The organism is Promicromonospora sp. NPDC023987 (assembly GCF_040639055.1).
In the GTDB taxonomy this organism is placed as follows: Bacteria; Actinomycetota; Actinomycetes; order Actinomycetales; family Cellulomonadaceae; genus Promicromonospora.
This window is the reverse complement of the sequence record NZ_JBEZZF010000014.1, coordinates 19,092-42,795: the sequence shown is the minus strand read 5'-3', so window position 1 is coordinate 42,795 and position 23,704 is coordinate 19,092. Positions and strand designations below refer to the sequence as shown.

The following is a 23,704-nucleotide window of genomic DNA, read 5'->3' as shown; positions in this document are numbered from 1 at the left end:
GGCGGACATGTGAGCGGCAACGGCGGGCTGCGCATCGGGATCTTCGTCTTCGACGGGGCGGAGGAGCTCGACGTCGTCGGGCCCTTCGAGGTCTTCGCCGAGTGGGGCTCCCACTCGCAGCTGCGGCCGTCGGTGAGCACCTTCTCCTGGGACGGCTCCGGCGTGCGGCTCGCGAAGGGCCTGCGCATCCTGCCGGCGCACGGCGCGGACGACGTCGGTCCGCTGCACGTGCTGGTCTACCCCGGCGGGCTGGGCACCCGGCAGCTGCTGGCCCAGGCCGGGCACCTCGAGTGGTTGCGCATGATCCGCAAGCAGACGCCGATCATGGCCAGCGTCTGCACCGGTGCCCTGCCGTTCGCCGCCGCGGGCCTCCTGGCGGGGCGGCCGGCCACGACGCACCACAACCACTACGACGAGCTCACCGGCCTGGACCCGAGCATCCTCGTGGACTCCGAGGCACGGTACGTGGACGACGGCGACGTGGTCACCTCCGCGGGTGTCTCGTCGGGGATCGACATGGCGCTGCACCTGGTCGAACGGCTCGAGACCGTGGCGGTGGCCCGGTCGGTACGCAGCGAGATCCAGCACCCGGCCTGACCGAGGCGGAACGGGGGACCCTGCGCGCCTCCCGCGACCAGTATCTGATACCGCCGGTTCTCGGTATAACCTTCGACGCATGGCTCGCATGCTCCAGCTCACCTGGACCGGACTCCTCCCGCGCAAGGCCCGCCCCGGACAGACCCTGCTCGACCCGTCGGTCACCCGGATGCGCGTCGGCCCCCTGGACCTCGACTCGTACCTGCACGTCAACAACGGCACGTACCTGCAGATGATGGACGTGGCCCGGAACAACCAGATCGCCGACCTCGGCATGTTCCCGATCGCCCGCGAGAAGGGCTGGGCGCCGGTGGTCGCGGCGTCGACCATGAAGTACCGCCGATCCCTGCAGCCGTTCGACCGGTTCGAGATCACCACCCGGATCCTGGGCTGGGACGAGCGCGTGTTCTACCTGGAGCAGGTGTTCACGCGAGCCGACAAGCTGTGCGCCCGCGGCATCGTGGCCAGCCGGTTCCTGGACCGCAAGGGCAACCGGATCCCGGCGTCCGAGGTCGTGCGGGACGCGACAGGTGAGGACCTGCCCTCCCCCGAGCTCCCCGAGGACGTGGCGGCCTGGGCCCGCGCGATGGACATAGCGCCGCGCGAGCCCTCGACCGTCCCCACCTTTGAGGCCTAAGTTACTTCGCTTTGGGGTGACTCAAAGCGAAGTAACTTAGGCCTCGAAGGGAACTACAGAGGGTGACCCGAGAGGGTCAGAGACCCTCGGCGACCTTCGTCAGCAGCAGGGCCTCCGCCAGGACGACCTTCTGGAGCTCACCCAGGTGCACCGACTCGTTCGCGCCGTGCGCCCGCGAGTCCGGGTCCTCGACGCCGGTCACGAGGATCGCGGCATCGGGGAAGACCTCGAGCAGGTCGGCGATGAACGGGATCGATCCGCCCATGCCGACGTCGACCGGCGCCGTGCCCCACGCCTCGGTGAACGCCGAACGCGCGGCGCGCATCGCCGCCGAGTCGCCCGGCGCGAGGAACGGCTTGCCCTGCTCGCCGGAGCGCCACGTCACCTGTGCGCCGAACGGCGCGTGCTTCGCCACGTGCGCGGCGAGGGCCTCCTCGGCCGCCGCCGGGTCCTGGCCGGGGGCCAGCCGCAGCGAGATCTTCGCCGTGCAGCTCGGCGCGAGCGTGTTCGACGCCGCGGCCACCGACGTGACGTCCATGCCGATCACGGAGAGCGCCGGCTTGGTCCACAGCCGCCCGGCGACACTGCCGGTGCCCACGAGCGCCACGCCGTCGAGCAGCGAGGAGTCCGCCCGGAGATCGGCCTCCTCGTAGTCGACCTCCGGTTCGGGTGCGGCGACCAGGCCCTCGATCGCGACGTCGCCCGCCTCGTCGTGGAACGTGGCGACCAGGCGCGACATCAGGGTGACGGCGTCCAGCACGGCACCCCCGAACATGCCCGAGTGCACGGCGTGATCCAGGACCCGCAGCTCCACGTCGCCGTCGACCAGGCCACGCAGCGACGTCGTCAGGGCGGGAACGCCGATCTTCCAGTTGCCGGAGTCAGCCACCACGATGACGTCCGCGGCCAGCAGGTCGCGGTGCGCCTCGAGGAACGCGCGGAACGACGGCGAACCGGACTCCTCCTCACCCTCGAGGAACACGGTGACGCCGACCGGCAGGTCAGCGCCGTCCGGAAGGCCGAGCGCGCGCAGCGCTCCCAGGTGGGCGACGATGCCCGCCTTGTCGTCGGCCGCCCCGCGGCCGAAGAGCCGCTCCCCCACCTGGGTGGGCTCGAACGGGTCGGTCTCCCAGGTGGCGGCGTCACCCGGCGGCTGCACGTCGTGGTGCGCGTAGAGCAGGACGGTCGGCGCACCCTCGGACGCCGGCCTGCGCGCGACGACGGCGGGCGCACCCGCCGTCCCGTCAGGGCGCGGCGCGGACAGGATCTGGACGTCGGGCAGGCCGGCGTCCCGCAGGAGCTGTTCCGTGGCTGCGGCGCTCGCGGCGACGTGCGCCTGGTCGAACGCGGCGGCCGAGACGCTCGGGATGCGCACCAGCGCCTCGAGGTCGGCCTGCAGGGCGGGAAACAGCTCGGCGACGCGGGCGCGAAGGGCCGCGGTTGTATCGGAGGTCACCGCCCCACGTTAACGGCTCGCAGCGGGGCACTGCCGCGAGCCATTAGGCTGGGGAGGTGTTCTCCCGCAGCAAGACTCCGACCCCCGACGGCGTGACCCCGGTGGGCGACTCACCCGACGAGGTGGCGTCCGCGTCCGAGACGACCCCGGCCGGCGCCCCGACGAAGGGGCGCCCCACGCCCAAGCGCACCGTGGCGCAGGCCGCGAACAAGCGTCCGCTCGTACCGAACGACCGCAAGGCGGCGCGCAAGACCCAGCGCGAGAAGTCGCGCATCGACCGCGAGCGCGCCTACCAGGCGATGCAGACCGGCGACGAGCGCTACATGCCGGCCAAGGACAAGGGCCCGGTGCGCCGGTACGTGCGCGACTTCGTGGACGCGCGCTGGAACCTCGGCGAGTTCTTCCTGCCGGTCGCGTTCATCTTCCTGTTCGCGACGTTCTTCACCTCGCAGTACCCGGAGCTGAGCATCGTCGTGATGCTCGGCCTGTACGGCTTCCTGTTCCTGACGATCATCGACGCGTGGCTCCTGTGGCGGTCGCTGAAGAAGCGTCTGACCGCGAAGTTCGGCGAGGTCCAGCGCGGCCTTCTCATGTACACGATCACGCGCGCGTACCAGCTGCGCCGGTCGCGGCTGCCGAAGCCGATGAGCAAGAAGCGCGGCAACTACCCGGAGTAACCCCTGCCGCCGAGGTAGAACCAGAGCGAGATAGAACCCTGGCGAAGTAGAACTGCAGCGAAGTAGAACCCTGGCTCAGGCCGGGGTTCTACTTCGCTGCAGTTCTATCTCGCTCTGGTTCTACCTCGCCGCCGCCCTACTTCGGCAGGTCAGACCGGGCGCGTCTTCGGCATGCCCTCGAGGGTCTTGGCCGGGTCGCGCTCGACCACGCCGGCCAGGGCGTCGTCGATCTGCTTCATCAGCTCGGCGGGGATGGTCACACCCGACGCCTTGACGTTCTCCGCCACCTGCTCCGGGCGCGACGCACCCACGAGGGCCGCGGCGACGTTGTCGTTCTGCAGCACCCACGCGACTGCGAGCTGCGCCATGGACAGATCCAGCTCGGCGGCGACCGGCTTGAGGTTCTGCACGGCGGCCAGCGTCTCGTCGTTCATGAAACGGCTGATCGTCTGCGCGCCGCCCTTCTCGTCCGTGGCCCGCGAGCCGGCCGGCGCCGGCTGACCCGGCAGGTACTTGCCCGACAGCACGCCCTGCGCCATGGGCGACCACACGATCTGCGAGACGCCCGCCTCCTTCGAGGCCGGCACCACTTCGTCCTCGATGACCCGCCACAACATCGAGTACTGCGGCTGCGAGGAGATGAGCTGGAAGCCGAGCTGCTTCGCCAGGGCGGCACCCTCGCGGATCTGGTCGGCGGTCCACTCGGAGACGCCGATGTAGAGAGCCTTGCCCTGGCGGACGACGTCGGCGAACGCCTGCATCGTCTCCTCGAGCGGGGTCTCCACGTCGTAGCGGTGCGCCTGGTACAGGTCGACGTAGTCGGTGCCGAGACGAGTCAGGGAGCCGTTGATCGACTCCATGATGTGCTTGCGGGACAGGCCGGTGTCGTTGGGGCCCTTCGGACCGGTGGGCCAGTACACCTTCGTGAAGATCTCGAGACCGGCGCGGCGCTCGCCCTTCAGCGCGTCACCGAGCACCTGCTCGGCCGCCGTGTTCGCGTACGCGTCAGCGGTGTCGAACGTGGTGATGCCCGCGTCGAGGGCGGCCCGGACGCACGAGGTCGCGACGTCGTTCTCCACCTGCGAAGCGTGGGTGAGCCAGTTGCCGTACGTGATCTCCGAGATCTTGAGACCACTGTTACCGAGATACCGATAGTTGACCATGCCGTCACCCTACGACGAACATCGAATCGAATCGGCACCTGACCACGTCAGGCGCGGGAGACGAGGCCGGACGGCGCAAACCACCGCACACCGACCTGCACCACCGGGCCGACCCCGAGCGCGAACGCGACGGTGGCCCAGCCGAACGTCCCGCCGAGCAGCACCCCGATCACCACGACAGTGACCTCGATGACCGTCTTGATCAGCCAGACGGGCCACCCGGTCAGCCGCACGGCGCCGGTCATCAGCCCGTCACGCGGTCCCGGGCCGAGCCGGGCGCCCACGTAGGCGGCCGTCCCCAGGCCGTTGAGGACGATCCCGCCCAGGGCGAGCCCGATCGAGGGCGCGAGCGCGGGGTCGGGCAGCAGCACCTCGAGGAGCCAGAGCGCCGGGTCGATCACCAGGCTGAGCAGGATGATGTTGGCGATGGTCCCGATGCCCGGCCGCTGCCGGAGCGGGATCCAGGCCAGCATCACGAGGAAGCTGATCCCGAGCACCACCCAGCCGTAGGCGAGGCCGGTCCGCCCCACGATCCCCTGGTCCAGCACGGACCACGGCATGGCCCCCTGGTTGGCGTGCAGCATCATCGCCATGGAGGCGCCGAACACCAGCAGGCCGAGCACGAGCTGGACACCGCGACGCAGCGGGCTCATCGCGACGGTCCGCACCGGTGCGGGAGCGGGGTCGGGCTCGGCCGGCGGCACCGCGGGGAGGAGCGCATCGTCGGCCGGGCGGCCGCTGGTGGTCGTCATGTGCTCATGATGCGTGACCATTGGCCTTGTCTTCCATGGCCAATAGGGCAAGAGTGGACCCATGTCCGCTGCGTCGCCCGTCGTCCTGCGGCACCTCTCCTCTGCCGCCACCGCACGCCTGCTCGGCGCCTGGCACGCCGGCGGGCCGGCCTATGTCGCGCTCGCCGACGCGCTGCGCTCCGCCGTCCTGTCCGGCACCCTGTCGCCCAACACCCGCCTGCCCAGCGAGCGCGATCTCGCGGCCGCGCTGCACGTCTCACGCACCACCACGTCCGGCGCGTACGCCCGGCTGCGGGACCTGGGGTTCGCGGCCAGCCGGGTCGGGTCGGGGACGGTCACCACGCTGCCGCAGGGCCGCGTCGAGCGCGGACCACGGCGCCCGGCCGGCGGAGACGCCCCGGTGGCGGACGAGTCGCTGCAGCATCCCGGGGCCCGGAACGCCAGGCCCGCCGCCGTCGGCCACCTGGACCTGTGGCAGGCGACGCCGTCCGCGCCGCCCGAGCTGTACGACTCCTTCGCGCGGGCCCTGGACAGCCTGCCGGCCTACCTCGACTCGGGCGGCTACGAGCCGTACGGGCTCGCACCGCTGCGCGAGGCGGTGGCCGCGCGCTACCGCGAGCGCGGGGTGCCCACCACCGCGGACGAGATCCTCGTGACCACCGGCGCCCAGCAGGCGATCGCCCTCCTGGCTCGCACGCACCTGCGCCCGGGCGACCGCGCGGTCGTCGAGTCGCCCACCTACTTCCACGCCATGGAGGCGATGCGCGAGGCGGGCGGCCGCGTCGTCGGCGTCCCGACGGGCCCGCTCGACGTCGACCTGCTCGCCTCCACCGTGCGCCGCACCCAGGCGCGGCTGGTGTATCTCGTGCCGGACTACCAGAACCCGACGGGCTACCTGCTGTCCGCCGGGGACCGAGCCGCCGTGCGAGAGGTCGCCGACCGGAACGGCGTCACCGTCGTGGGCGACGAGACGCTCGTCGAGCTCGGCCTGGACGGCGGCCCGACGCCCCCGGCCTTCGCCGGGTACGGGACCTCACCGCACGTGGTGTCCGTCGGCTCGGCGTCGAAGGGTTTCTGGGGCGGCCTGCGGGTCGGCTGGATCCGCGCCCACCCCCGGATGATCGCCCAGCTGGCGCGGGCACGGCAGTCCATGGACATCGCGACGGCGGTGCTGGAACAGCTCGCCGTGACCGACCTGCTCGGCCGGCGCGCCGAGATCATGATCGGCCGGCGGGCCATGCTGCGCGAACGGCGCGACCTGCTCGTCGGCCGGCTGCGGGAGTCGTTCCCATGGGAGGTCCCCCTGCCCGCCGGTGGCCTGTTCTGCTGGGTCGACCTGGGTAGGCCCGTCGCGCAGGCCTTCGCCGCGGCAGCCGCAGCAGAGGGGGTGCTCGTCGCAGCGGGTCCGCTGTTCACGCCCGACGGCGACGGGGCCGACTCACGGGTGCGCCTCACCTTCACCCGGTCGCCCGCGGAGCTGTCCGACGCCGTGCCGCGCCTGGTGCGGGCGTGGGGGCGAGTGGCCGGTGGTCAGCGTCGGGTGAGCTCGCCGACATAGGCGCAGACCCGTCAAGACGTCCGCAGCTCCACGCTCGGGGCCGCCGGGGTGCCGTCGTGCAGCAGCCGTGCCTGCACCGCGCCGGCCTCGGCCAGCGCACGCCAGTGCTCGCCGAGCCACTGCTCGGCGTCGTACTGCGCGGTGAAGACGGGGGTCAGGGGCTCGCTCAGGCGACGCCCCTCGGCGTCGTCGAGGGCCCACTCCCACTGCGGACGGATCACTCCAGCCTCCCACTTGCTGTCGAGCCGGCCGAGCGGGTCAGTGCGCGGTTGATCCGCGACGCCCACAGCGGCCCCTCGTAGACGAACGACGTGTAACCCTGGGTGAGGTCGGCTCCGGCGCGCAGGTAGGCACGGACGTCGTCGGCCCTGGTGATACCGCCCACGCCGATGATGACGGGACCCGTGCCGAGCCGCTCGCGCAGCCGCGCGACCACCTCGATGCCCCGGCCCAGCAGCGGCGGTCCGGACAGCCCACCCGGGCCGCGGTCGTGGCCGATCGTCGTGTTGACGGCGACCACGCCGTCCAGCCCCAGCTCGAGCACCAGGTCGGCGACGGCGTCGACGTCCTCGTCCGCGAGGTCGGGGGCGATCTTCACCAGGAGCGGGATCCGGCGGCTGCCACCCGGGAACCCGGTGGCGTTCGCCTCGTCGGCGGCTGTGCGCACCGCCTCGAGGATGGGGCGCAGCGACTCCGTCGCCTGCAGGTCGCGCAGTCCGGGAGTGTTCGGGGAGGAGACGTTGACCACGAGGTAGTCGGCCCAGGGAGCCAGCAGCCGGGCCGACGTCGCGTAGTCCGCGGCGGCACCGTCCGGCGGGGCCACCTTGGTCTTGCCGATGTTGGCGCCGACCACTATCGCGCGGCCTGCCGCGGTGCTCCGCAGCTCACGCAACCGGTCCGCGGCGGCCGCCGCGCCCTCGTTGTTGAAGCCCATCCGGTTGCGTACGCCGCGCACGTCCAGCTCGCGCCACATCCGCTGCTTCTGGTTGCCGGGCTGCGGGCTCGCGGTGACCGTACCGATCTCGACGAACCCGAAGCCGAGCATCGTCAGGCCCCGGACCGCTCTCGCGTTCTTGTCGAACCCTCCGGCGAGGCCGAACGGCGCGGGCACCACGCGGCCGAAGATCCGCACGCTCCCCGGCCCGCCCGCTCGCTGCCCGAGGTAGGGGGCCACGGCGCCCTGCACGACGTCGCGCAGCACCGGAACCTTCCCGACGCGCTCGATCAGGGTGAACGCGAGCTCGTGCGCGCGTTCCGGGTCCATCCGGCGGAAGGCGGCGTTGAACAACAACGAGTACGGCCAGCTCATGCAGTCCTCTCCTCGGGCGTGCTGCGCGACGTCCGCCACAGCCACCACAAGCCCACGAAAGGCAGGACGAGCGGCACGTAACCGTAGCCCTGGCCGAACCCGGACCAGACGGTTGACTCACCGAACGCCTGCGCGTCGGCGAGCGACAGCGCGCCGACGGTCACGACGCCCACTGCCTCGATCCCGACGGTGATCCATGCGACCAGGCGCCAGGCGGGGCTCCCGATCGCGAGTGCGAACGTCGCCACGACATAGACGATCGCGGCGAGCGTGGACAGCGTGTAGGCAACGGGCGCCTCGTCGAACTTCACGACCAGCTCGTACGACGACCGGCCGAGTGCGGCGAACGCCAGGACCCCGTACACGGTCACCAGGACACGACCGAAGCCCTGCCCGGTCCGCCGTCCGACGGTCCGCTGCGCCATCATGCCGCCGTCCAGATCTGCCACATGCGCCACTCCAGGAACGCCACTGTCAGAGACGCCACGAGCAGCACCACCGAGCTCCACCTGGTGCGTTCGGCGAACGCCCACGCGGCTGCGACCGGCAGGATCACCAGGGTCGTGGCGAAGTAGCCCCAGAACAGGAGCGGGTCGCCCGCGCCGGCACCGGTGGCGCCCTGCACGATCGCGACGACGCCCTGGACCAGCACGACCGCCTCGACCACTGCCCCGCCCCACAGCTGGTTCAGGACGACCGCGCGGTCGCGGGCCACGAACCAGGCGGCCCATCCGGCCAGGGCCACGCACAGCGCGACCACGAGGAGGACGAGGGCAAGGATCACGTCCCGCAGACTACCGGGCGGCACCTGCCGTGCGGCAATCGGACGGTGCGTGACCTGCGCCTCCATGAGGCCTCCAGGCCCGGCTGACCCCGTGTCAGGGGCGCGGGATACGATCGGCCTCGTGACCTCCGTTACCCTCTCCAGCAAGAATCCCACCGCGGTGAAGGCCGAAGCGCTCGTGGTGGCGACCGCCCAGACGTCGGACGGCGTAGCCATCGTGTCCGACCAGCTTCCGACCGACCTGCTGACACAGCTCGAGTCGCTCGCACCGCAGCTCGGCGTCACCGGTGCCCGCGACGAGGTCCGCAAGATCCCGGCCGGCCCCAAGCTCGCCGTCGACATCCTCGTCCTGACGGGCCTGGGCGAGCGCGCCGAGGACGGCACCTTCGCCACCGAGACCCTGCGCCGCGCCGCGGGTGCGGCGACCCGCGAGCTGGCGGGCCTCAAGTCCGCCGCGATCGCGCTGCCCGCGTCCGACGACGACGAGATCACCGCCGTGACCGAGGGCGCCCTGCTGGGTGCCTACGTCTTCAACCAGTACCGCAGCGCCGACAGGTCCACCGCGAAGGACTCAGCGAAGGAGGCCAAGAACCGCAAGGACCCCGTCGCGACCATCGAGATCCTGACGCCGCTGCACAAGAACGCCAAGGCAAAGGTCGCGGCCGAGCGCGCCCAGGTCGTCGCCGCGGCGGTCCACGCTGCCCGCGACCTGGTCAACACCGCGCCCAACGAGCTGTACCCGGCCACGTTCGCCGACGCCGCGAAGACTGCCGCCAAGGACGTGCGGCACGTCAAGGTGACGGTCCTGGACGACAAGCAGCTCGCCTCCGGTGGCTACGGCGGGCTCACGGCCGTCGGCCAGGGCTCTACGCGCGGTCCGCGCCTGGTCAAGGTCGCCTACACGCCGGCCAAGCCGAACGGGAAGGTCGCGCTGGTCGGCAAGGGCATCACGTTCGACTCCGGCGGCATCTCGATCAAGCCGGCCGCGGGGATGGAGGCCATGAAGTCGGACATGGCCGGCGCCGCGGCCGTCCTGTCCACCGTCGTCGCCGCCGCGAAGCTGAACCTGCCGCTCGCGATCACCGGTTACCTCTGCCTCGCCGAGAACATGCCGGGTGGCAACGCCCAGCGCCCTGCCGACGTCGTCACCATCTACGGCGGCAAGACCGTCGAGGTGCTGAACACCGACGCGGAGGGCCGCGTGGTCATGGCTGACGGCCTGGTCTCAGCGATCGAGGACGGCCACGACGTGGTGCTCGACATCGCGACGCTGACCGGCGCCCAGGTGGTAGCGCTCGGCACCCGCACCTCTGCCGTCATGGGCACCGACGCGGTGCGCGACGAGGTCAAGGCCGCCGCTGACGCGACCGGCGAGCTGTTCTGGCCCATGCCGCTGCCGGAGGAGCTCAAGACGAACATCAAGTCCAAGGTGGCCGACGTCGCCAACTCCGGCCCCCGCTGGGGCGGCATGCTCAACGCCGGCCTGTTCCTGCAGACCTTCGTGGGCGACCACCCGTGGGCCCACCTGGACATCGCGGGACCCGCGTTCAACGACGGCGGCGGGCACGGCTACACGCCCGGCGGCGGTACCGGCGTGGGCGTCCGCACCCTGCTGGGCTTCCTCGAGGGCCGGGCCGCGGCGGAGTAGCAACTCGTTGGTCGAGCTTGTCGAGGCATCTCGTTGGTCGAGCTTGTCGAGGCCCGGGTCTCGAAAAGCTCGACCAACGACGGCGTTGCGACCAACGAGAGCGCTACTTCGACCTGCGCTGCGCGCTGTTCCAGTCGCGCATCCGCTGGGGGTAGCCGGTGAACCGGACGTTGTACACCGGCACCCCCAGCTGGTTAGCGATGTCGAACGCCGTGCGCTCGTCCGGTACCCGACGCCGTGTCCACTCACCCGTGGTCGCCACGAGCAGGATCGTGCTGGGGATGTCCGTGGTCGGCGGCTCCACATAGGCCTCGACCCCGACGCGCGACCCGATGAACTCGCCAAGGTGCGCCACCGTCTGCCGGCGCGCGTCGTTGCCGCCGGGGCGCGATCCGCTGCCGGACGAGGAGCGTCGCTGGAAGAAACGCGCGAGCGAGCTACGGGACTGGCGGGGCATACGTCGAGACTACTAGCGCGACCGCCTCGGTCATAGGCATCTCCACGCGATTCCAGGAAACCCACAGCTCCCGTTCACAGGCTACCGTCCGCCCAGCACAGGCCCGCCGTCCCCACGCAGCCCCGTCACAGCTCCGCCCACAGCCCGAGTTGCCCGTCAATGTCGCCACGGTCACACCCGCCGAGCCGGGTTCACGATTGGGGCCACGCCCGCTGAAGTGTCAAGATGGCATGCGGTGCTCACTATCCACCCGAGGTGAGCGCTCCACAGTGCCATCAGCCTGTCAACGAGGAGCCAGCACGTGCCTACGCATGACAATCCGGCCACGTTCGACGTCGTCGTGCTCGGCGGGGGCAGCGGTGGCTACGCCACCGCGCTCCGGGCCGCACAGCTGGGTCTGAGCGTGGCGCTCGTGGAAGAGAGCAAGCTCGGCGGCACCTGCCTGCACATGGGGTGCGTCCCCACCAAGGCGCTGCTGCACGCGGCCGAGGTGGCCGACGCCGCCGCCCACGGCGCGCAGTTCGGTGTCCGCACCTCGCTGGACGGCATCGACATGCCCGGCGTGCTCGCCTACAAGGACTCCGTGGTCGCCGGCCTGTACAAGGGCCTGCAGGGTCTCGTCGCCTCGCGGAAGATCACCGTCGTGGACGGACACGGCACGCTCGTGGCCCCCGGCGTCGTCGAGGTCACGTCCCCGGACGGCGTGGCGACGCGGTACAACGGCAAGGACGTCGTGCTCGCGACCGGCTCGTACGCCCGCAGCCTGCCTGGCCTCGAGCTCGGCGACCGGGTCATCACCTCCGACGAGGCGCTTGCCCTGGAGACCGTGCCGAAGTCGGTCGTGGTGCTCGGTGGCGGCGTGATCGGCGTCGAGTTCGCCAGCGTCTGGAAGTCCTTCGGCGCCGACGTGCAGATCGTCGAGGCGCTGCCCCACCTCGTGCCGAACGAGGACGTCGCGCTCTCCAAGGCGCTCGAACGTGCGTTCCGCAAGCGCGGCATCAAGTTCTCCCTCGGCGAGCGCTTCGCCCAGGTCAAGCAGTCGCAGGACGGTGTGCAGGTCGAGCTCGAGTCGGGCACGACGTTCGACGCCGACCTGCTGCTCGTCGCCGTCGGGCGCGGTCCGCGCACCGCCGACCTCGGTCTCGAGGCCGCCGGCGTACGGCTGGACCGCGGCTTCGTCCTGACCGACGAGCTGCTCCGCACCGGTGTCGCCACTGCTTCCGGCGGTCAGGTCTGGGCCGTCGGCGACATCGTCCCCGGCCTGCAGCTCGCCCACCGCGGGTTCGCCCAGGGCATCTTCGTGGCCGAGCAGATCGCGGGCCTCGCGCCCGTGACGATCGACGAGGCCACGGTCCCGCGCGTCACCTACTGCGAGCCGGAGGTGGCGTCCGTCGGCGTCACCGAGGCGCGGGCCGCCGAGCTGTACGGCCCGGACCAGGTCGAGACCATCGAGTACAACCTCGCGGGCAACGGCAAGAGCAAGATCCTGGGCACCCAGGGCTTCGCCAAGCTGGTGCGGCGCAAGGACGGACCCGTGGTCGGCATGCACCTGATCGGCTCACGGGTGGGCGAGCTGATCGGCGAAGGGCAGCTCATCGTGGGCTGGGAGGCGTTCCCTGAGGACGTCGCCTCGCTCGTGCACGCCCACCCCACCCAGAACGAGGCACTCGGAGAGGCACACATGGCGCTGGCCGGCAAGCCTCTGCACGCCCATAACTGACCACTTAACGACAAAGGAGACCCCACAGGTCATGTCTGAGAACGTGCAGCTGCCGGCCCTCGGCGAATCCGTCACCGAAGGCACTGTCACCCGCTGGCTCAAGGCTGTCGGCGACGAGGTCGCCGTCGACGAGCCGCTGCTCGAGGTGTCGACCGACAAGGTCGACACCGAGATCCCGTCGCCCGTCGCGGGCGTCCTCGAGCAGATCCTCGTCCAGGAGGACGACACCGTGGAGGTCGGCGCCACCCTCGCCGTCATCGGCGACGGCTCCGGTTCGGGCGCCGCCCCTGCCGCGCCTGAGACCGAGCAGGCGGCCGCTGAGGCTCCTGAGCCGACGCCGGAGGCCGAGCCCGCCCCCGCCGAGCCCGCCCCCACCGAGGCGCCCGCCGCAGAGTCTCCCGCCGCCGAGTCTCCTGCCGCCGAGTCCCCCGCGCCCGCCCCCGCCGCGCCTGCCGAGGCTCCTGCCCCGGCCGGTGGCGGTACCGATGTCCCGCTGCCCGCCCTGGGCGAGTCGGTGACCGAGGGCACCGTGACGCGCTGGCTCAAGGAGGTCGGTGACGAGGTCGCGGTCGACGAGCCGCTCCTCGAGGTATCGACCGACAAGGTCGACACCGAGATCCCGTCGCCGGTCGCCGGAACCCTCCAGGAGATCCTGGTCCAGGAGGACGAGACCGTCGAGGTCGGCGCCGTCCTGGCGCGCGTCGGTTCGGGTGCTGCCGCTCCGGCTGCTGCCCCGGCCCCCGAGGCCCCCGCCCCCGAGGCGCCGGCACCCGCCGCCCCCGCGGAGCCCGCCGCTCCGAAGGCCGAGACCCCGGCGCCCGAGCCGGTCGGCCCGCCCACGCCGGCTCCGGCGCCCGAGGCATCCCCGGCACCTGCCCCGGCAGCCGCTCCGGCTCCGGCTCCCGCGCCCGCAGCTCCGGCACCCACGCCGGCCGCCGCTCCGGCGTCGACCGGTCGCACCATCGGCTCGTACCTGACCCCGCTCGTGCGCAAGCTCGCCGCGGAGAAGGGCGTCGACGTCGCTGACGTGACAGGTACCGGCGTCGGTGGCCGGATCCGCAAGGAGGACGTGCTCGCGGCCGCCGAGGCCAAGGCGGCGCCCGCACCGGCAGCAGCAGCTCCCGCGGCCGCGAAGGCACCGTCCGCCCCTGCGAAGCTCGAGGTGTCGCCGCTGCGTGGCACCACCGAGAAGATGTCGCGCCTGCGCAAGATCGTCGCCCAGCGGATGCTCGAGGCGGTGCAGTCGCAGGCTCAGCTGACCACGGTCATGGAGGTCGACGTCACGCGCGTCGCGCAGCTCCGGGCCAAGGCCAAGGAGTCGTTCGCCGCGCGCGAGGGCGCCAAGCTGACGTTCCTGCCGTTCTTCACGCAGGCCACTGTCGAGGCGCTCAAGGCGTACCCGAAGATCAACGCGACCATCGACACCGAGAAGGGCGAGATCACCTACCACGGCTCGGAGAACGTCGGCATCGCCGTCGACACCGAGCGTGGCCTCGTGGTCCCGGTCATCAAGAACGCGGGCGACCTGAACCTGGCGGGCATCGCCCGGCAGATCCAGGACCTGGGTGCCCGCACCCGGGCGAACAAGGTGACGCCGGACGAGCTGTCGGGCGGCACCTTCAACATCACCAACACGGGTTCGGGCGGGTCGCTCATCGACACCCCGATCGTCCCGCTGGGCCACGCCGCGATCCTGGGCACCGGCACCATCACGAAGCGGCCGGTCGTCGTGACCGACCCGGACGGCAACGAGAGCATCGCGGTGCGCTCGATGTCGTACATCTTCCTGTCCTACGACCACCGCCTGGTCGACGGCGCGGATGCCGCCCGCTTCCTGACAGCGATCAAGAACCGGATCGAAGAGGGCGCGTTCGAGTCGGAGGTCGGTCTCTGACGCGGATGTTCGCATCCCGTGGATAGCGTGAAGTAGTCGGCCGTGGCCGGTTCCGGGTTCGGAACCGGCCACGGCTGTTCACGGCAGGCTAGATTCACCGCATGGATGTGGTGGTTGCGGGCTCACACGGTCTCATCGGTTCCGCGCTGGTCGCTGATCTCGTGGCGCGTGGGGACACCGTGCGCCGGCTGGTGCGCCGCGGCGCTGAGCCGTCCGACGGCGTCGGGCCACCCGGCGGCGTCGGGCCACCCGGCGGCGTCGGGACCACCACAGGCGGCAGCGCAGCGAGTGCCGCTCTCGTCCGCGACGTCTCGTGGGACCCGCGGACCGGCGCACTCGACCCGGCCGCGCTGGAGGGCGCGGACGCCGTCGTGAACCTGGCCGGCGCCGGGATCGGTGACCATCGCTGGACTGCTGCCTACAAGCAGACGCTCCTCGGCTCGCGCACCACCACGACGAGCCTGCTCGCCCGCACGATCGCCCGCCTGGACACGCCACCCGTGCTGGTGAACAGCTCCGCGATCGGCGCGTACGGCAGCCGTGGCGACGAGGTCCTGACCGAGGCGTCGGCGCGCGGGGACGACTTCCTGGCCGGCCTGGTCGAGGCGTGGGAGAACGCCACCGCGCCGGCAGCGGAGGCCGGCGCACGCGTCGTCTGGCTGCGCAGCGGTGTGGTGCTGGCGCCGTCGGGCGGCGCGCTCGGCAGGCTGCTGCCGATCCTGCGGCTCGGCGTCGGCGGCCCGCTGGGCAGCGGTCGGCAGTGGTGGAGCTGGATCACCCTGACCGACGAGGTGGCGGCGATCCGCCACCTCATCGGCGCGGACGTCCGCGGACCGGTCAACGCCGTCGCCCCCGAGCCCACCACGAACCGGGCGCTGACCCAGGCGCTGGCCAGAGCCCTGCACCGACCGGCGATGCTGGCGGTGCCCCGCTTCGCGCTGCGGATCGCGCTGGGCCAGTTCGCGGGCGACCTCGTCGCCTCCCAGCGGGTCGTGCCCGGTGTGCTCATCAGGACCGGCTTCACCTGGACGCACACGGAGGTTCAGGACGCGGCCCGCTGGGTGGTGGAGGCGAACGAGGTCAGCGCACCTCGCTGACGCGCCAGCCGCCCGGCGTCCACACGAGGGTCAGGTCCGCCGACTCGCTCGAGGCGGGGACCGACGTCTCGCCGGTGTCGGACACCTGCTTGTGCGCGGTGATCGTGTACTCGATGCGGACGACCGCCTCGATGGGCACCCTCTTGTCCGTCTGCTTGCCGTCGGCGGCATCCGACGTCTCGGACGTCTCGGTGCGCGATGCGGTGGTCGCGTTCTGCAGGGCTGATGCCGCGCCGGGGCCCAGTGTCACGACCTCCGTCTTCTGCACCTCGGCGGACGCACCGACCACCTGCGCGCCGGTCTGCTCGAGCTCCTCGAGGATCTGCTTGTCCGCCACGTAAGCGGGCGAGCCCTCCACGTTGATCGTACCGATGTCGGACACGGCACCCGCCAGCAGCGCCAGCCGGCGCGACGTGAGCTCGACTGCGGCACCCGCCGGGTCCTTGGCGTTGGCCACGGGGTTGACCCCGACCGCGAGCGACGACGCCGCTCCCGACGGAGACGGCACAGCGACCGCGGGCTCCTCGCCACCGAAGACCTCGGGAGCGGCCATGGCCCCTGCCGTGATGCCCGCGATGACGCCCGCCGCGATCATGCCCGTCGCGACGACGGACACCACGGTGGTCCGCGGCTGGACGTTCTTTTCTGCCGCCCCGGCCCGGCCCGTGAGCGGCGTCGTCGCCCGACGCCGCGCCGTGGCCGCCCAGGCCTTGCCGTCCACCGCCGCGATGGACCCGGTCAGCGTCCTCGCCGCGGAGCGCCAGGCCGAGGGCGTGCTCGCGCCGAGCGGCACGTGGCCCGCGATGGGCACCGGACCGCTGAGCGCCGCCGAGACCAGCGACGAGCTCTCGGGGAGGCGAACCGGCTCAGGCGACACGGCCTCGTCGGCGAGTGCCGCGAGCGTGCCGGGCTCCGGCCGGTCGCGCGGGTCCTCGGCGCGGGCGCGGGCCAGCACGGCCCGCAGCGCCTCGTCGGCGGCCGAGTCCAGGCTCGGGCCGGGGAACCCGAGCACCGACTCCACGAGCGTGGCCAGGGACGTGACGTCGACCGGGTCGTCGCTGTGGTCAGGGAGCGTCACGCGGGGGCGGAGCATCGCGCTGCCGTCCGAGCGGAGCAGCACGTCCGTCGGCCGGACCCCGCCGTGGACGAGGCCCACGCTGTGCAGGGCAGCGAGCGCCTGCGCGATCGCGACGGTGACGCCGGCGCCTTCCGCGGCGGTCAGGGGACCCCGCGATCCGACGGCGGTGGGCAGATCGACAGCTCCGGTGCGCGACAGCCGGACGTCCAGGTTGTCCGGGCCGTTCGGGGAGATGGCGATGAGCGGCACCAGATGGGGGTGGTCCAGTGTCGCGAGAGTGTCTAGACGGCGCACCAGGAGGGCGCGAGACGCGGCCTCCGTGGGGACGGCCACGCGGACCAGTTCCGCGGATTCGATGTAGTGCACTCGTTCATGAGAACCCCGGCGCTCGAAGCCCGCTCTTTATCCACAGGGTTTGCCGAATCCGGGACGCTGTGGATGGATTCGCCGGATGCTTGACCGCAGGACCTGGTCTACGGTTTGCCGCCGCCGGATCAGACGTCGATGAGTCGCCCCTCCTGCGCGGACCGCCGGGCGGCGTCGAGCACCTCGGCGGTGCGGACGGCGTCGGCGGGGTCTACCGGCACCTCGGCCTCACCGGCGAGCCATTCGGCGACCGCCGTGTAGAAGTCCGCGTGCCCGCCGCGCGGCTGCGCCACCGCCGTCCGCTCCCTGCCCCGTACGAGCCAGCCGTGGGTGCCCTCCGGCTGTTCGCCGTCGAGCACGTCGAAGGGCGACGCGTCGCCCTCGAACGAGTTCACGAGGTAGGCGCCGCCGTCGCCGAGCACGCGCGTGCGCGGCCCCGGCGCACCGACGAGGGAGCCGGCCCAGAGCCGGGAGACCACGCCCTTGGCCGGCGGTTCGGCGCCGAACAGCACGTCGGCGGCGGCGGCCCGCCCCGGGACGACGCCGGGCCGGCTACCGGGAGCGGCGTGGTGCAGCACGAGGAACACGTCGTCCTCGGTGGGCGTGGAGAGCGCCCGCGTCTCCGCGTAGACCGCGACGACCGGACCGAACAGCTGGGTCGCGGAGTCCACGAGGTGCGGGCCGAGGTCGAGCAGGAGTCCGCCGCCCACGGCGTCGTTCTCCTTCCACCGCTGCTGCGGTTTGGGCCGCCACCGTTCCCAGTGCCGCTCGAAGGTGTGGACCTTGCCGAGGTCGCCCCGGTTCAGGAGGGCCGCGAGCGTGAGCTGCTCGGGGTCCCAGCGCCGGTTGTGGAACACGGTGAACGGCGTGCCCGACGACGACGCCGCGCTCACGACCCGCCGTGCCTCCGCCGCGGTGGTCGCTATCGGCTTGTCGAGCACGAAGGGCTTGCCCGCCACGGACACTGCGCCCGCGTGCTCGGCGTGCAGCGACGAGGGGCTGGCGATGACGACCAGGTCGTAGAGCCCTGGCTCGAGGAGCATCGACGGTAGGTCGTTGAACAGTCGCGCGCCGGGCCAATCACCGGCGGCCTGGACGCGCCGTCCGGAGTCCCGGGCGACGACGGCCGTCACCGTCATTCCTGCTGCTCGCGCCAGGCGGGCGTGGATTTGCCTGCCCGCACCTCCGTAGCCGACAATCCCGATCCGAAGAGCCATGGCCCCATGGTGCCCCCCGGGGCGCGCCGACGCGAGACCACTGGTCAGCGGGTTAACCACCGTAACCCAACTCTGGCAGACTGGGGCAAGAGGTACTTTTCGCACGTTCTTAGCGGTTCCGGCCAACTACGTCCGGACCACACCGGCCGACAGAATGAGGGGCTCGTGTCCGCCACAGCCAAGAAGTCCAGCCAGGCCCGCAAGACCCTCCAGCTCGTGCTCGTCGCCGTCGCGGCACTGGTGCTCGCGGGCAACTTCGTCCTCAAATCGCTGGGCGACGACGTGGCTCCCGCCGAGGGCGCCGAGGGATCGGCCCTCGTGGAGCTCGACTCGCTCACGGTGCAGGATGCCGCCACCGAGGACGGCTACGACCGCGAGGCTGACTTCGGCAGCGCCTGGCAGGACGCCGACGACAACGGTTGCGACACCCGGAACGACATGCTCCAGCGCGACCTCGAGGACATCGAGCTGTCCTCCGGCGACACGTGCGAGGTGGCCTCAGGGACGCTCGACGACCCGTACACGGGCGAGACCATCGCGTTCGTGCGCGGCGAGAACTCCAGCGACGTGCAGATCGACCACGTGGTGGCGCTGATGAACGCCTGGACCACCGGCGCGGCGGACTGGGACCGGCCCAAGCGCATCGCGTTCGCCAACGACCCGCTCAACCTCGTGGCCTCCGACGGTCCGGCGAACATGGGCAAGGGTGCGAAGGACGCCGCCGAGTGGCTGCCCGAGAACCAGGCCTACCGCTGCGAGTACGTCGCCCGGCAGGTCGCGGTCAAGGCCGAGTACGAGCTGTGGGTCACGCCCGCGGAGCGCGACGCCATGGAGGACGTCCTGACGAGCTGCCCGGCGGAGCCGCTCCCGGCTTCCTGACCCCGCCGCTGCTGCCGGGCGGGACTGTTGAGCGGACGTAGGGTGACTGGCATGGACATCCGCCACCTCACCGGGCACATCGGGTACCACGAGGGCTGGGACCTGCAGCGCAGCACACACGAGTCCGTCCGTTCCGAGGACCTGGCCGACACGGTCTTCTTCCTCGAGCACGCCTCGGTCTACACCGCGGGCGCACGCACACGCCGCGACGAGTACCCCACCGACGGCACCGAGGTCATAAAGGTCGACCGCGGCGGCAAGATCACGTGGCACGGGCCGGGCCAGATCGTGGCCTACCCCATCGTCAGGCTCGCCAAGCCGTTCGACGTCGTCGAGTACGTCCGCACGCTGGAGCAGGCGGTGATGGACGTGTGCACGGCGTTCGGCGTCGAGACCATGCGGGTCGAGGGCCGCTCGGGCGTGTGGGTCGCGGCGGACTCCCCCGACGTGCCGAACCCGCGGCTGGAGCGCAAGGTCTGCGCCATCGGGGCGCGCGTGGCCAAGGGCGTCACCATGCACGGCCTGGCCCTGAACTGCGACGCCGACCTCGCCGCCTTCGACCGCATCGTGCCCTGCGGGATCCCCGCCGAGGACGCCGACGTCACGTCCCTGACCGCCGAGCTCGGCCGGCAGGTCACCGTCGACGACGTCCGGCCGCACCTGGAGGCGGCCCTGATCGCCCATCTCGCGCCACTGCTGGCCCGCGGCGAGACGCCGTCCGACGCGCCGTCCGCGACCGTCCCAGCGACCGCGTGACGAACGCCACTGGCCGGCCCCGGGACGGCCGCGCGAGGGCGGGCACGCGAGGCATAGGCTGGCCCGACCCGCTGACCTTGGAGGGATCTGCGTGACCATCGCACCTGAAGGCCGACGCATGTTGCGCATCGAAGCGCGCAACTCGGCTACGCCCATCGAGAAGAAGCCCGACTGGATCAAGACCCGGGCGGTGATGGGCCCCGAGTACCGCGACATGAAATCTCTCGTCAAGGGCGAGGGCCTGCACACGGTGTGCGAGGAGGCCGGCTGTCCCAACATCTTCGAGTGCTGGGAGGACCGCGAGGCCACCTTCCTGATCGGCGGTGACCAGTGCACCCGCCGCTGCGACTTCTGCCAGATCGACACCGGCAAGCCCGCCGACTTCGACAAGGACGAGCCGCGCCGCGTCGCGGAGTCCGTGCGGACCATGGGCCTGAAGTACTCGACGGTCACGGGCGTCGCCCGCGACGACCTGGCCGACGGCGGTGCCTGGCTCTACGCCGAGACGGTCCGGCAGATCCACGCGCTCAACCCGGGCACGGGCGTCGAGCTGCTGATCCCGGACTTCAACGCCATCCCCGAGCTGCTCGACGCCGTCAACGAGTCCCGTCCCGAGGTGCTCGCGCACAACGTCGAGACCGTGCCGCGCATCTTCAAGCAGATCCGGCCCGCTTTCACCTACGAGCGGTCGCTGTCCGTGATCACCCGTGCGCAGGACGCCGGCCTGGTCACCAAGTCGAACCTGATCCTCGGCATGGGCGAGACCATCGACGAGGTCAAGCAGGCTCTCCAGGACCTGCACGACGCCGGTTGCGACCTCATCACGATCACGCAGTACCTGCGGCCCTCGCTGCGCCACCACCCGGTGGACCGCTGGGTGCGGCCGGAGGAGTTCGTGGAGCTGTCCGAGACCGCTGAGGAGATCGGCTTCCTCGGCGTCATGGCGGGGCCGCTGGTGCGTTCGTCGTACCGCGCGGGCCGCCTGTGGGGCCAGGCGATGACCAAGTACGGCCGCCCCATTCCCGAGGCGCTGTCGCACCTCGCACAGCCGACCACCTCCCGTCAGGAGGCGGCGAGCCTGCTGGCTCGCTGATCCGGCACCCAGTCCACTCGCAGCACACTAGAATTGACGACCATGGCCCGAACCTCGTCCGGGGGCGACGCGCGCAAGGATGTAGCAGCGTCTGCCGCCAAGCAGAAGAAGCCCAAGAAGCGCCGCTGGTATCACCAGCTGTGGGACGTCTACAAGATGACCCGCAAGCAGAACCCGCTCGTCACGTGGTGGATGCTCGCCGCGTTCGTCGGGGTCGTCGCGGTAGCGCTGCTCATCGGCGTCCTGGTGGGCCCATGGGTCTACGCACTGGTCATCGGCGTGCCGTTCGGCGTGCTCGCCGCCATGTTCGTGCTGTCGCGCAGCGCCGAGACGGCCGCCTACACGCAGATCGCCGGCCAGCCCGGCGCCGCGCGCGCGGCGCTCGGCACCGTACGTGGAGGCTGGACCTTCGAGGACGAGCCCGTGGCCGTCGACGCGCGTAACCAGGACTTCGTGTTCCGGGGCGTCGGCAAGGCCGGTGTGGTGCTCGTCTCCGAGGGGCCGCCCCACCGTGCGAGCCGCCTGCTCGAGCAGGAGCGCAAGAAGGTCAGCCGCATCCTGTCGAACGTGCCGGTCACGCTGATCCAGTGCGGCGACGGCGAGGGGCAGGTGCCGCTCACCAAGGTGGCGCGCGCCGTCTCCCGGCTGAAGTCGACCCTGACCCGGGCCGAGGTGTCCGAGGTCGCCAAGCGCCTCAAGGCCATCGGTGGCGTCAAGCTGCCGATCCCCAAGGGCATCGACCCGACCCGCGCCCGCCCGGACCGCAAGGGCATGCGCGGCCGCTGACCAGCCATCGACGTCGTCCGGCACCTGCCGGGGGACCATGCGAGAGGGCGCCTTGCCCGTCGGAGGCGCCCTCTTTGCGTGCCTGTTCCGTCCGGTGGACGGACGCCGCCGGGCGGGCCGATGTGACTTCTGGCACTCTGTGGCAGCACTGGCGGGGCCACTACCAGCACATCTCCCCGGGATGACGCGGCCGAGAGACCCGAGAAACATCCCGGCAACAACCGGTAACCAAAGAGAAACCACCTGCCCATAGGTTCATGGCGATCCCAAGCGACCGTGCCCCAGCTCGACACGGCATGGTCCCGACGGACTCCCCCTGAACTTGTCGAGCGAGCAAGGAGCGCAGATGTTCAAGAACGCCGAGGAGGCGATCGCCTTCACCCGCAACGAGGGGGTGGAGTTCGTCGACGTCCGGTTTATCGATCTGCCGGGCGTCACGCAGCACTTCAACATCCCGGTCGAGCAGTTCGACGAGGACGCCTTCAGCGAGGGCCTCATGTTCGACGGCTCGTCCATCCGCGGGTTCCAGGCGATCCACGAGTCCGACATGAAGCTCGTGCCGGACATCACGACGGCGTTCGTCGACCCGTTCCGCAAGGCCAAGACGCTGATCGTGAACTTCTCGATCGTCGACCCGTTCACGGGTGACGCCTACGCTCGCGACCCGCGCAACATCGCGGCCAAGGCCGAGGCCTACCTGAAGTCGACCGGCATCGCCGACACCGTCTTCTTCGGCGCCGAGGCGGAGTTCTACGTCTTCGACGACGTGCGGTTCAAGACGTCCCCGAACGAGAGCTTCTACTCCATCGACTCCGTCGAGGCCGCGTGGAACACCGGCCGCGAGGAGGAGGGTGGCAACCTCGGGTACAAGACCCGCTACAAGGGCGGCTACTTCCCCACGTCGCCCAGCGACCGCTTCGCGGACCTGCGTGACGACATGGTCAAGGTCCTCGGCGAGGTCGGTCTCTCCGTCGAGCGCGCGCACCACGAGGTGGGCACCGCCGGCCAGCAGGAGATCAACTACAAGTTCAACTCCCTGCTGCACTCCGCCGACGACCTGATGAAGTTCAAGTACGTCATCAAGAACGTCGCGTTCGAGGCCGGCAAGTCCGCCACGTTCATGCCGAAGCCGGTCTTCGGCGACAACGGCTCGGGCATGCACTCGCACCAGTCGCTCTGGAAGAACGGCGAGCCGCTGTTCTACGACGAGAAGGGCTACGGCGGCCTGTCCGACCTCGCCCGCTGGTACATCGGCGGCCTGCTCAAGCACGCCCCGTCGCTGCTCGCGTTCACCAACCCGTCGGTGAACTCGTACCACCGGCTCGTCCCGGGCTTCGAGGCTCCCGTGAACCTCGTCTACTCGGCGCGCAACCGCTCCGCCTCGATCCGTATCCCGATCACGGGTACGTCGCCGAAGGCCAAGCGCATCGAGTTCCGCGCGCCGGACCCGTCGTCGAACCCGTACCTGGCGTTCTCGGCGATGCTGATGGCCGGCCTGGACGGCATCAAGAACCGTATCGAGCCGCCGGCACCGGTCGACAAGGACCTGTACGAGCTTCCGCCCGAGGAGCACGCGCAGATCGCACAGGTGCCGACGTCGCTCGACGGCGTGCTGGACGCGCTCGAGGCCGACCACGAATACCTCACCGCCGGTGACGTGTTCACCGAGGACCTGATCGAGACCTGGATCGCGTACAAGCGCGAGAACGAGATCGACCCGATCCGTCTGCGGCCGCACCCGCACGAGTTCGAGCTCTACTACGACATCTGAGCAGTAGTA

The 23,704-nt window shown here is 71.2% G+C and carries 23 protein-coding genes; 13 read left to right on the top strand and 10 right to left on the bottom strand.

Going from position 1 to position 23,704, the window contains the following annotated elements; translation table 11 throughout:
- Window positions 1–9: 9 nt before the first annotated feature.
- Together AB0F40_RS09170 and AB0F40_RS09165 are read left to right on the top strand one after the other, a co-directional pair.
- On the top strand, window positions 10–597 hold the full coding sequence (locus AB0F40_RS09170) for a DJ-1/PfpI family protein (RefSeq protein ID WP_357465897.1): 588 nt from the start codon (window positions 10–12) through the stop codon (window positions 595–597).
- 88 nt (window positions 598–685) lie between these two features.
- Complete coding sequence (locus tag AB0F40_RS09165) at window positions 686–1,234, top strand: acyl-CoA thioesterase (protein ID WP_357465988.1); 549 nt, start codon at window positions 686–688, stop codon at window positions 1,232–1,234.
- Between the two features lie 76 nt (window positions 1,235–1,310).
- Here the strand turns inward: AB0F40_RS09165 and AB0F40_RS09160 are convergent, their stop codons facing one another.
- Window positions 1,311–2,690 carry a dipeptidase gene (locus AB0F40_RS09160; protein ID WP_357465895.1) on the bottom strand — a complete coding sequence of 460 codons (1,380 nt, stop codon included), beginning with the start codon at window positions 2,688–2,690 and terminating at the stop codon, window positions 1,311–1,313.
- A 56-nt stretch (window positions 2,691–2,746) separates the two neighbouring features.
- On the opposite strand from AB0F40_RS09160, the gene AB0F40_RS09155 reads away from it, so the two are divergent.
- Window positions 2,747–3,367, top strand: a complete 621-nt coding sequence (locus tag AB0F40_RS09155; protein ID WP_357465893.1) for a DUF3043 domain-containing protein — start codon at window positions 2,747–2,749, stop codon at window positions 3,365–3,367.
- Between the two features lie 149 nt (window positions 3,368–3,516).
- Here AB0F40_RS09155 and AB0F40_RS09150 read toward each other — a convergent pair whose 3' ends face one another.
- Together AB0F40_RS09150 and AB0F40_RS09145 are read right to left on the bottom strand one after the other, a co-directional pair.
- On the bottom strand, window positions 3,517–4,530 hold the full coding sequence (locus tag AB0F40_RS09150) for an aldo/keto reductase family protein (RefSeq protein ID WP_357465891.1): 1,014 nt from the start codon (window positions 4,528–4,530) through the stop codon (window positions 3,517–3,519).
- A gap of 47 nt (window positions 4,531–4,577) precedes the next feature.
- A complete protein-coding gene (locus AB0F40_RS09145; protein WP_357465889.1) occupies window positions 4,578–5,282 on the bottom strand; it encodes a hypothetical protein in 705 nt (234 codons plus the stop codon).
- A 61-nt stretch (window positions 5,283–5,343) separates the two neighbouring features.
- Between AB0F40_RS09145 and AB0F40_RS09140 the strand changes: the two genes are divergently transcribed.
- Complete coding sequence (locus AB0F40_RS09140; protein WP_357465888.1) at window positions 5,344–6,840, top strand: PLP-dependent aminotransferase family protein; 1,497 nt, start codon at window positions 5,344–5,346, stop codon at window positions 6,838–6,840.
- 11 nt (window positions 6,841–6,851) lie between these two features.
- On the opposite strand, the gene AB0F40_RS09135 is transcribed toward AB0F40_RS09140, so the two are convergent.
- Genes AB0F40_RS09135 through AB0F40_RS09120 form a run of 4 tightly spaced genes read right to left on the bottom strand, consistent with a single transcriptional unit; the run spans window position 6,852 to window position 8,933 of the window.
- Entirely contained in the window at window positions 6,852–7,061 is a 210-nt protein-coding gene (locus AB0F40_RS09135) for a hypothetical protein (protein ID WP_357465886.1), read from the bottom strand.
- Entirely contained in the window at window positions 7,058–8,149 is a 1,092-nt protein-coding gene (locus tag AB0F40_RS09130; RefSeq protein ID WP_357465884.1) for a quinone-dependent dihydroorotate dehydrogenase, read from the bottom strand. The genes AB0F40_RS09135 and AB0F40_RS09130 overlap by 4 nt, the downstream gene beginning before the upstream one ends.
- Complete coding sequence (locus AB0F40_RS09125) at window positions 8,146–8,598, bottom strand: hypothetical protein (protein WP_357465882.1); 453 nt, start codon at window positions 8,596–8,598, stop codon at window positions 8,146–8,148. Before AB0F40_RS09125 ends, AB0F40_RS09130 begins: the two co-directional genes overlap by 4 nt.
- Window positions 8,574–8,933, bottom strand: coding sequence for a hypothetical protein (locus AB0F40_RS09120; protein ID WP_357465880.1), 360 nt, complete (start codon window positions 8,931–8,933; stop codon window positions 8,574–8,576). Before AB0F40_RS09120 ends, AB0F40_RS09125 begins: the two co-directional genes overlap by 25 nt.
- Window positions 8,934–9,054: 121 nt before the next feature.
- Here AB0F40_RS09120 and AB0F40_RS09115 point away from each other — a divergent pair, with 121 nt between their 5' ends.
- Entirely contained in the window at window positions 9,055–10,581 is a 1,527-nt protein-coding gene (locus tag AB0F40_RS09115) for a leucyl aminopeptidase (RefSeq protein WP_357465878.1), read from the top strand.
- Window positions 10,582–10,684: 103 nt separating this feature from the next.
- Here AB0F40_RS09115 and AB0F40_RS09110 read toward each other — a convergent pair whose 3' ends face one another.
- Complete coding sequence (locus tag AB0F40_RS09110; RefSeq protein WP_357465876.1) at window positions 10,685–11,038, bottom strand: oxidoreductase; 354 nt, start codon at window positions 11,036–11,038, stop codon at window positions 10,685–10,687.
- A gap of 301 nt (window positions 11,039–11,339) precedes the next feature.
- On the opposite strand from AB0F40_RS09110, the gene lpdA reads away from it, so the two are divergent.
- From lpdA to AB0F40_RS09095, 3 genes are all read left to right on the top strand, one after another.
- Window positions 11,340–12,758, top strand: a complete 1,419-nt coding sequence (gene lpdA, locus AB0F40_RS09105; protein WP_357465874.1) for a dihydrolipoyl dehydrogenase — start codon at window positions 11,340–11,342, stop codon at window positions 12,756–12,758.
- A gap of 31 nt (window positions 12,759–12,789) precedes the next feature.
- Window positions 12,790–14,652 (top strand): 2-oxoglutarate dehydrogenase, E2 component, dihydrolipoamide succinyltransferase, encoded by a 1,863-nt coding sequence (sucB, locus tag AB0F40_RS09100; protein WP_357465872.1) that lies wholly within the window; start codon window positions 12,790–12,792, stop codon window positions 14,650–14,652.
- A gap of 101 nt (window positions 14,653–14,753) precedes the next feature.
- Window positions 14,754–15,749: a TIGR01777 family oxidoreductase gene (locus AB0F40_RS09095; RefSeq protein WP_357465870.1), complete on the top strand. Its 996-nt coding sequence runs from the start codon at window positions 14,754–14,756 to the stop codon at window positions 15,747–15,749.
- Here AB0F40_RS09095 and AB0F40_RS09090 read toward each other — a convergent pair.
- Together AB0F40_RS09090 and AB0F40_RS09085 are read right to left on the bottom strand one after the other, a co-directional pair.
- Complete coding sequence (locus AB0F40_RS09090; protein ID WP_357465868.1) at window positions 15,733–17,193, bottom strand: hypothetical protein; 1,461 nt, start codon at window positions 17,191–17,193, stop codon at window positions 15,733–15,735. The genes AB0F40_RS09095 and AB0F40_RS09090 overlap by 17 nt on opposite strands.
- A gap of 128 nt (window positions 17,194–17,321) precedes the next feature.
- Complete coding sequence (locus tag AB0F40_RS09085) at window positions 17,322–18,410, bottom strand: Gfo/Idh/MocA family oxidoreductase (protein ID WP_357465866.1); 1,089 nt, start codon at window positions 18,408–18,410, stop codon at window positions 17,322–17,324.
- A gap of 165 nt (window positions 18,411–18,575) precedes the next feature.
- Here AB0F40_RS09085 and AB0F40_RS09080 point away from each other — a divergent pair, with 165 nt between their 5' ends.
- From AB0F40_RS09080 to glnA, 5 genes are all read left to right on the top strand, one after another.
- Window positions 18,576–19,289: an HNH endonuclease family protein gene (locus AB0F40_RS09080; RefSeq protein WP_357465864.1), complete on the top strand. Its 714-nt coding sequence runs from the start codon at window positions 18,576–18,578 to the stop codon at window positions 19,287–19,289.
- Between the two features lie 51 nt (window positions 19,290–19,340).
- Window positions 19,341–20,045 (top strand): lipoyl(octanoyl) transferase LipB, encoded by a 705-nt coding sequence (gene lipB, locus AB0F40_RS09075; protein WP_357465863.1) that lies wholly within the window; start codon window positions 19,341–19,343, stop codon window positions 20,043–20,045.
- 91 nt (window positions 20,046–20,136) lie between these two features.
- Complete coding sequence (lipA, locus tag AB0F40_RS09070; RefSeq protein WP_357465861.1) at window positions 20,137–21,138, top strand: lipoyl synthase; 1,002 nt, start codon at window positions 20,137–20,139, stop codon at window positions 21,136–21,138.
- Between the two features lie 42 nt (window positions 21,139–21,180).
- Window positions 21,181–21,924 (top strand): DUF4191 domain-containing protein, encoded by a 744-nt coding sequence (locus tag AB0F40_RS09065; protein ID WP_357465859.1) that lies wholly within the window; start codon window positions 21,181–21,183, stop codon window positions 21,922–21,924.
- A 346-nt stretch (window positions 21,925–22,270) separates the two neighbouring features.
- Entirely contained in the window at window positions 22,271–23,695 is a 1,425-nt protein-coding gene (gene glnA / locus AB0F40_RS09060; RefSeq protein WP_357465857.1) for a type I glutamate--ammonia ligase, read from the top strand.
- Window positions 23,696–23,704 lie beyond the last annotated feature (9 nt).

What these genes read in the sequence shown, in the direction of transcription:
- AB0F40_RS09165 (WP_357465988.1), top strand. Translation starts at nt 686, where the DNA reads ATGCTCCAGCTCACCTGGACCGGACTCCTCCCGCGCAAGGCCCGCCCC.
- AB0F40_RS09150 (WP_357465891.1), bottom strand. Translation starts at nt 4,530, where the DNA reads ATGGTCAACTATCGGTATCTCGGTAACAGTGGTCTCAAGATCTCGGAG.
- AB0F40_RS09145 (WP_357465889.1), bottom strand. Translation starts at nt 5,282, where the DNA reads ATGACGACCACCAGCGGCCGCCCGGCCGACGATGCGCTCCTCCCCGCG.
- AB0F40_RS09140 (WP_357465888.1), top strand. Translation starts at nt 5,344, where the DNA reads ATGTCCGCTGCGTCGCCCGTCGTCCTGCGGCACCTCTCCTCTGCCGCC.
- AB0F40_RS09130 (WP_357465884.1), bottom strand. Translation starts at nt 8,149, where the DNA reads ATGAGCTGGCCGTACTCGTTGTTGTTCAACGCCGCCTTCCGCCGGATG.
- AB0F40_RS09110 (WP_357465876.1), bottom strand. Translation starts at nt 11,038, where the DNA reads ATGCCCCGCCAGTCCCGTAGCTCGCTCGCGCGTTTCTTCCAGCGACGC.
- sucB (WP_357465872.1), top strand. Translation starts at nt 12,790, where the DNA reads ATGTCTGAGAACGTGCAGCTGCCGGCCCTCGGCGAATCCGTCACCGAA.
- AB0F40_RS09095 (WP_357465870.1), top strand. Translation starts at nt 14,754, where the DNA reads ATGGATGTGGTGGTTGCGGGCTCACACGGTCTCATCGGTTCCGCGCTG.
- AB0F40_RS09085 (WP_357465866.1), bottom strand. Translation starts at nt 18,410, where the DNA reads ATGGCTCTTCGGATCGGGATTGTCGGCTACGGAGGTGCGGGCAGGCAA.
- lipB (WP_357465863.1), top strand. Translation starts at nt 19,341, where the DNA reads ATGGACATCCGCCACCTCACCGGGCACATCGGGTACCACGAGGGCTGG.
- AB0F40_RS09065 (WP_357465859.1), top strand. Translation starts at nt 21,181, where the DNA reads ATGGCCCGAACCTCGTCCGGGGGCGACGCGCGCAAGGATGTAGCAGCG.
- glnA (WP_357465857.1), top strand. Translation starts at nt 22,271, where the DNA reads ATGTTCAAGAACGCCGAGGAGGCGATCGCCTTCACCCGCAACGAGGGG.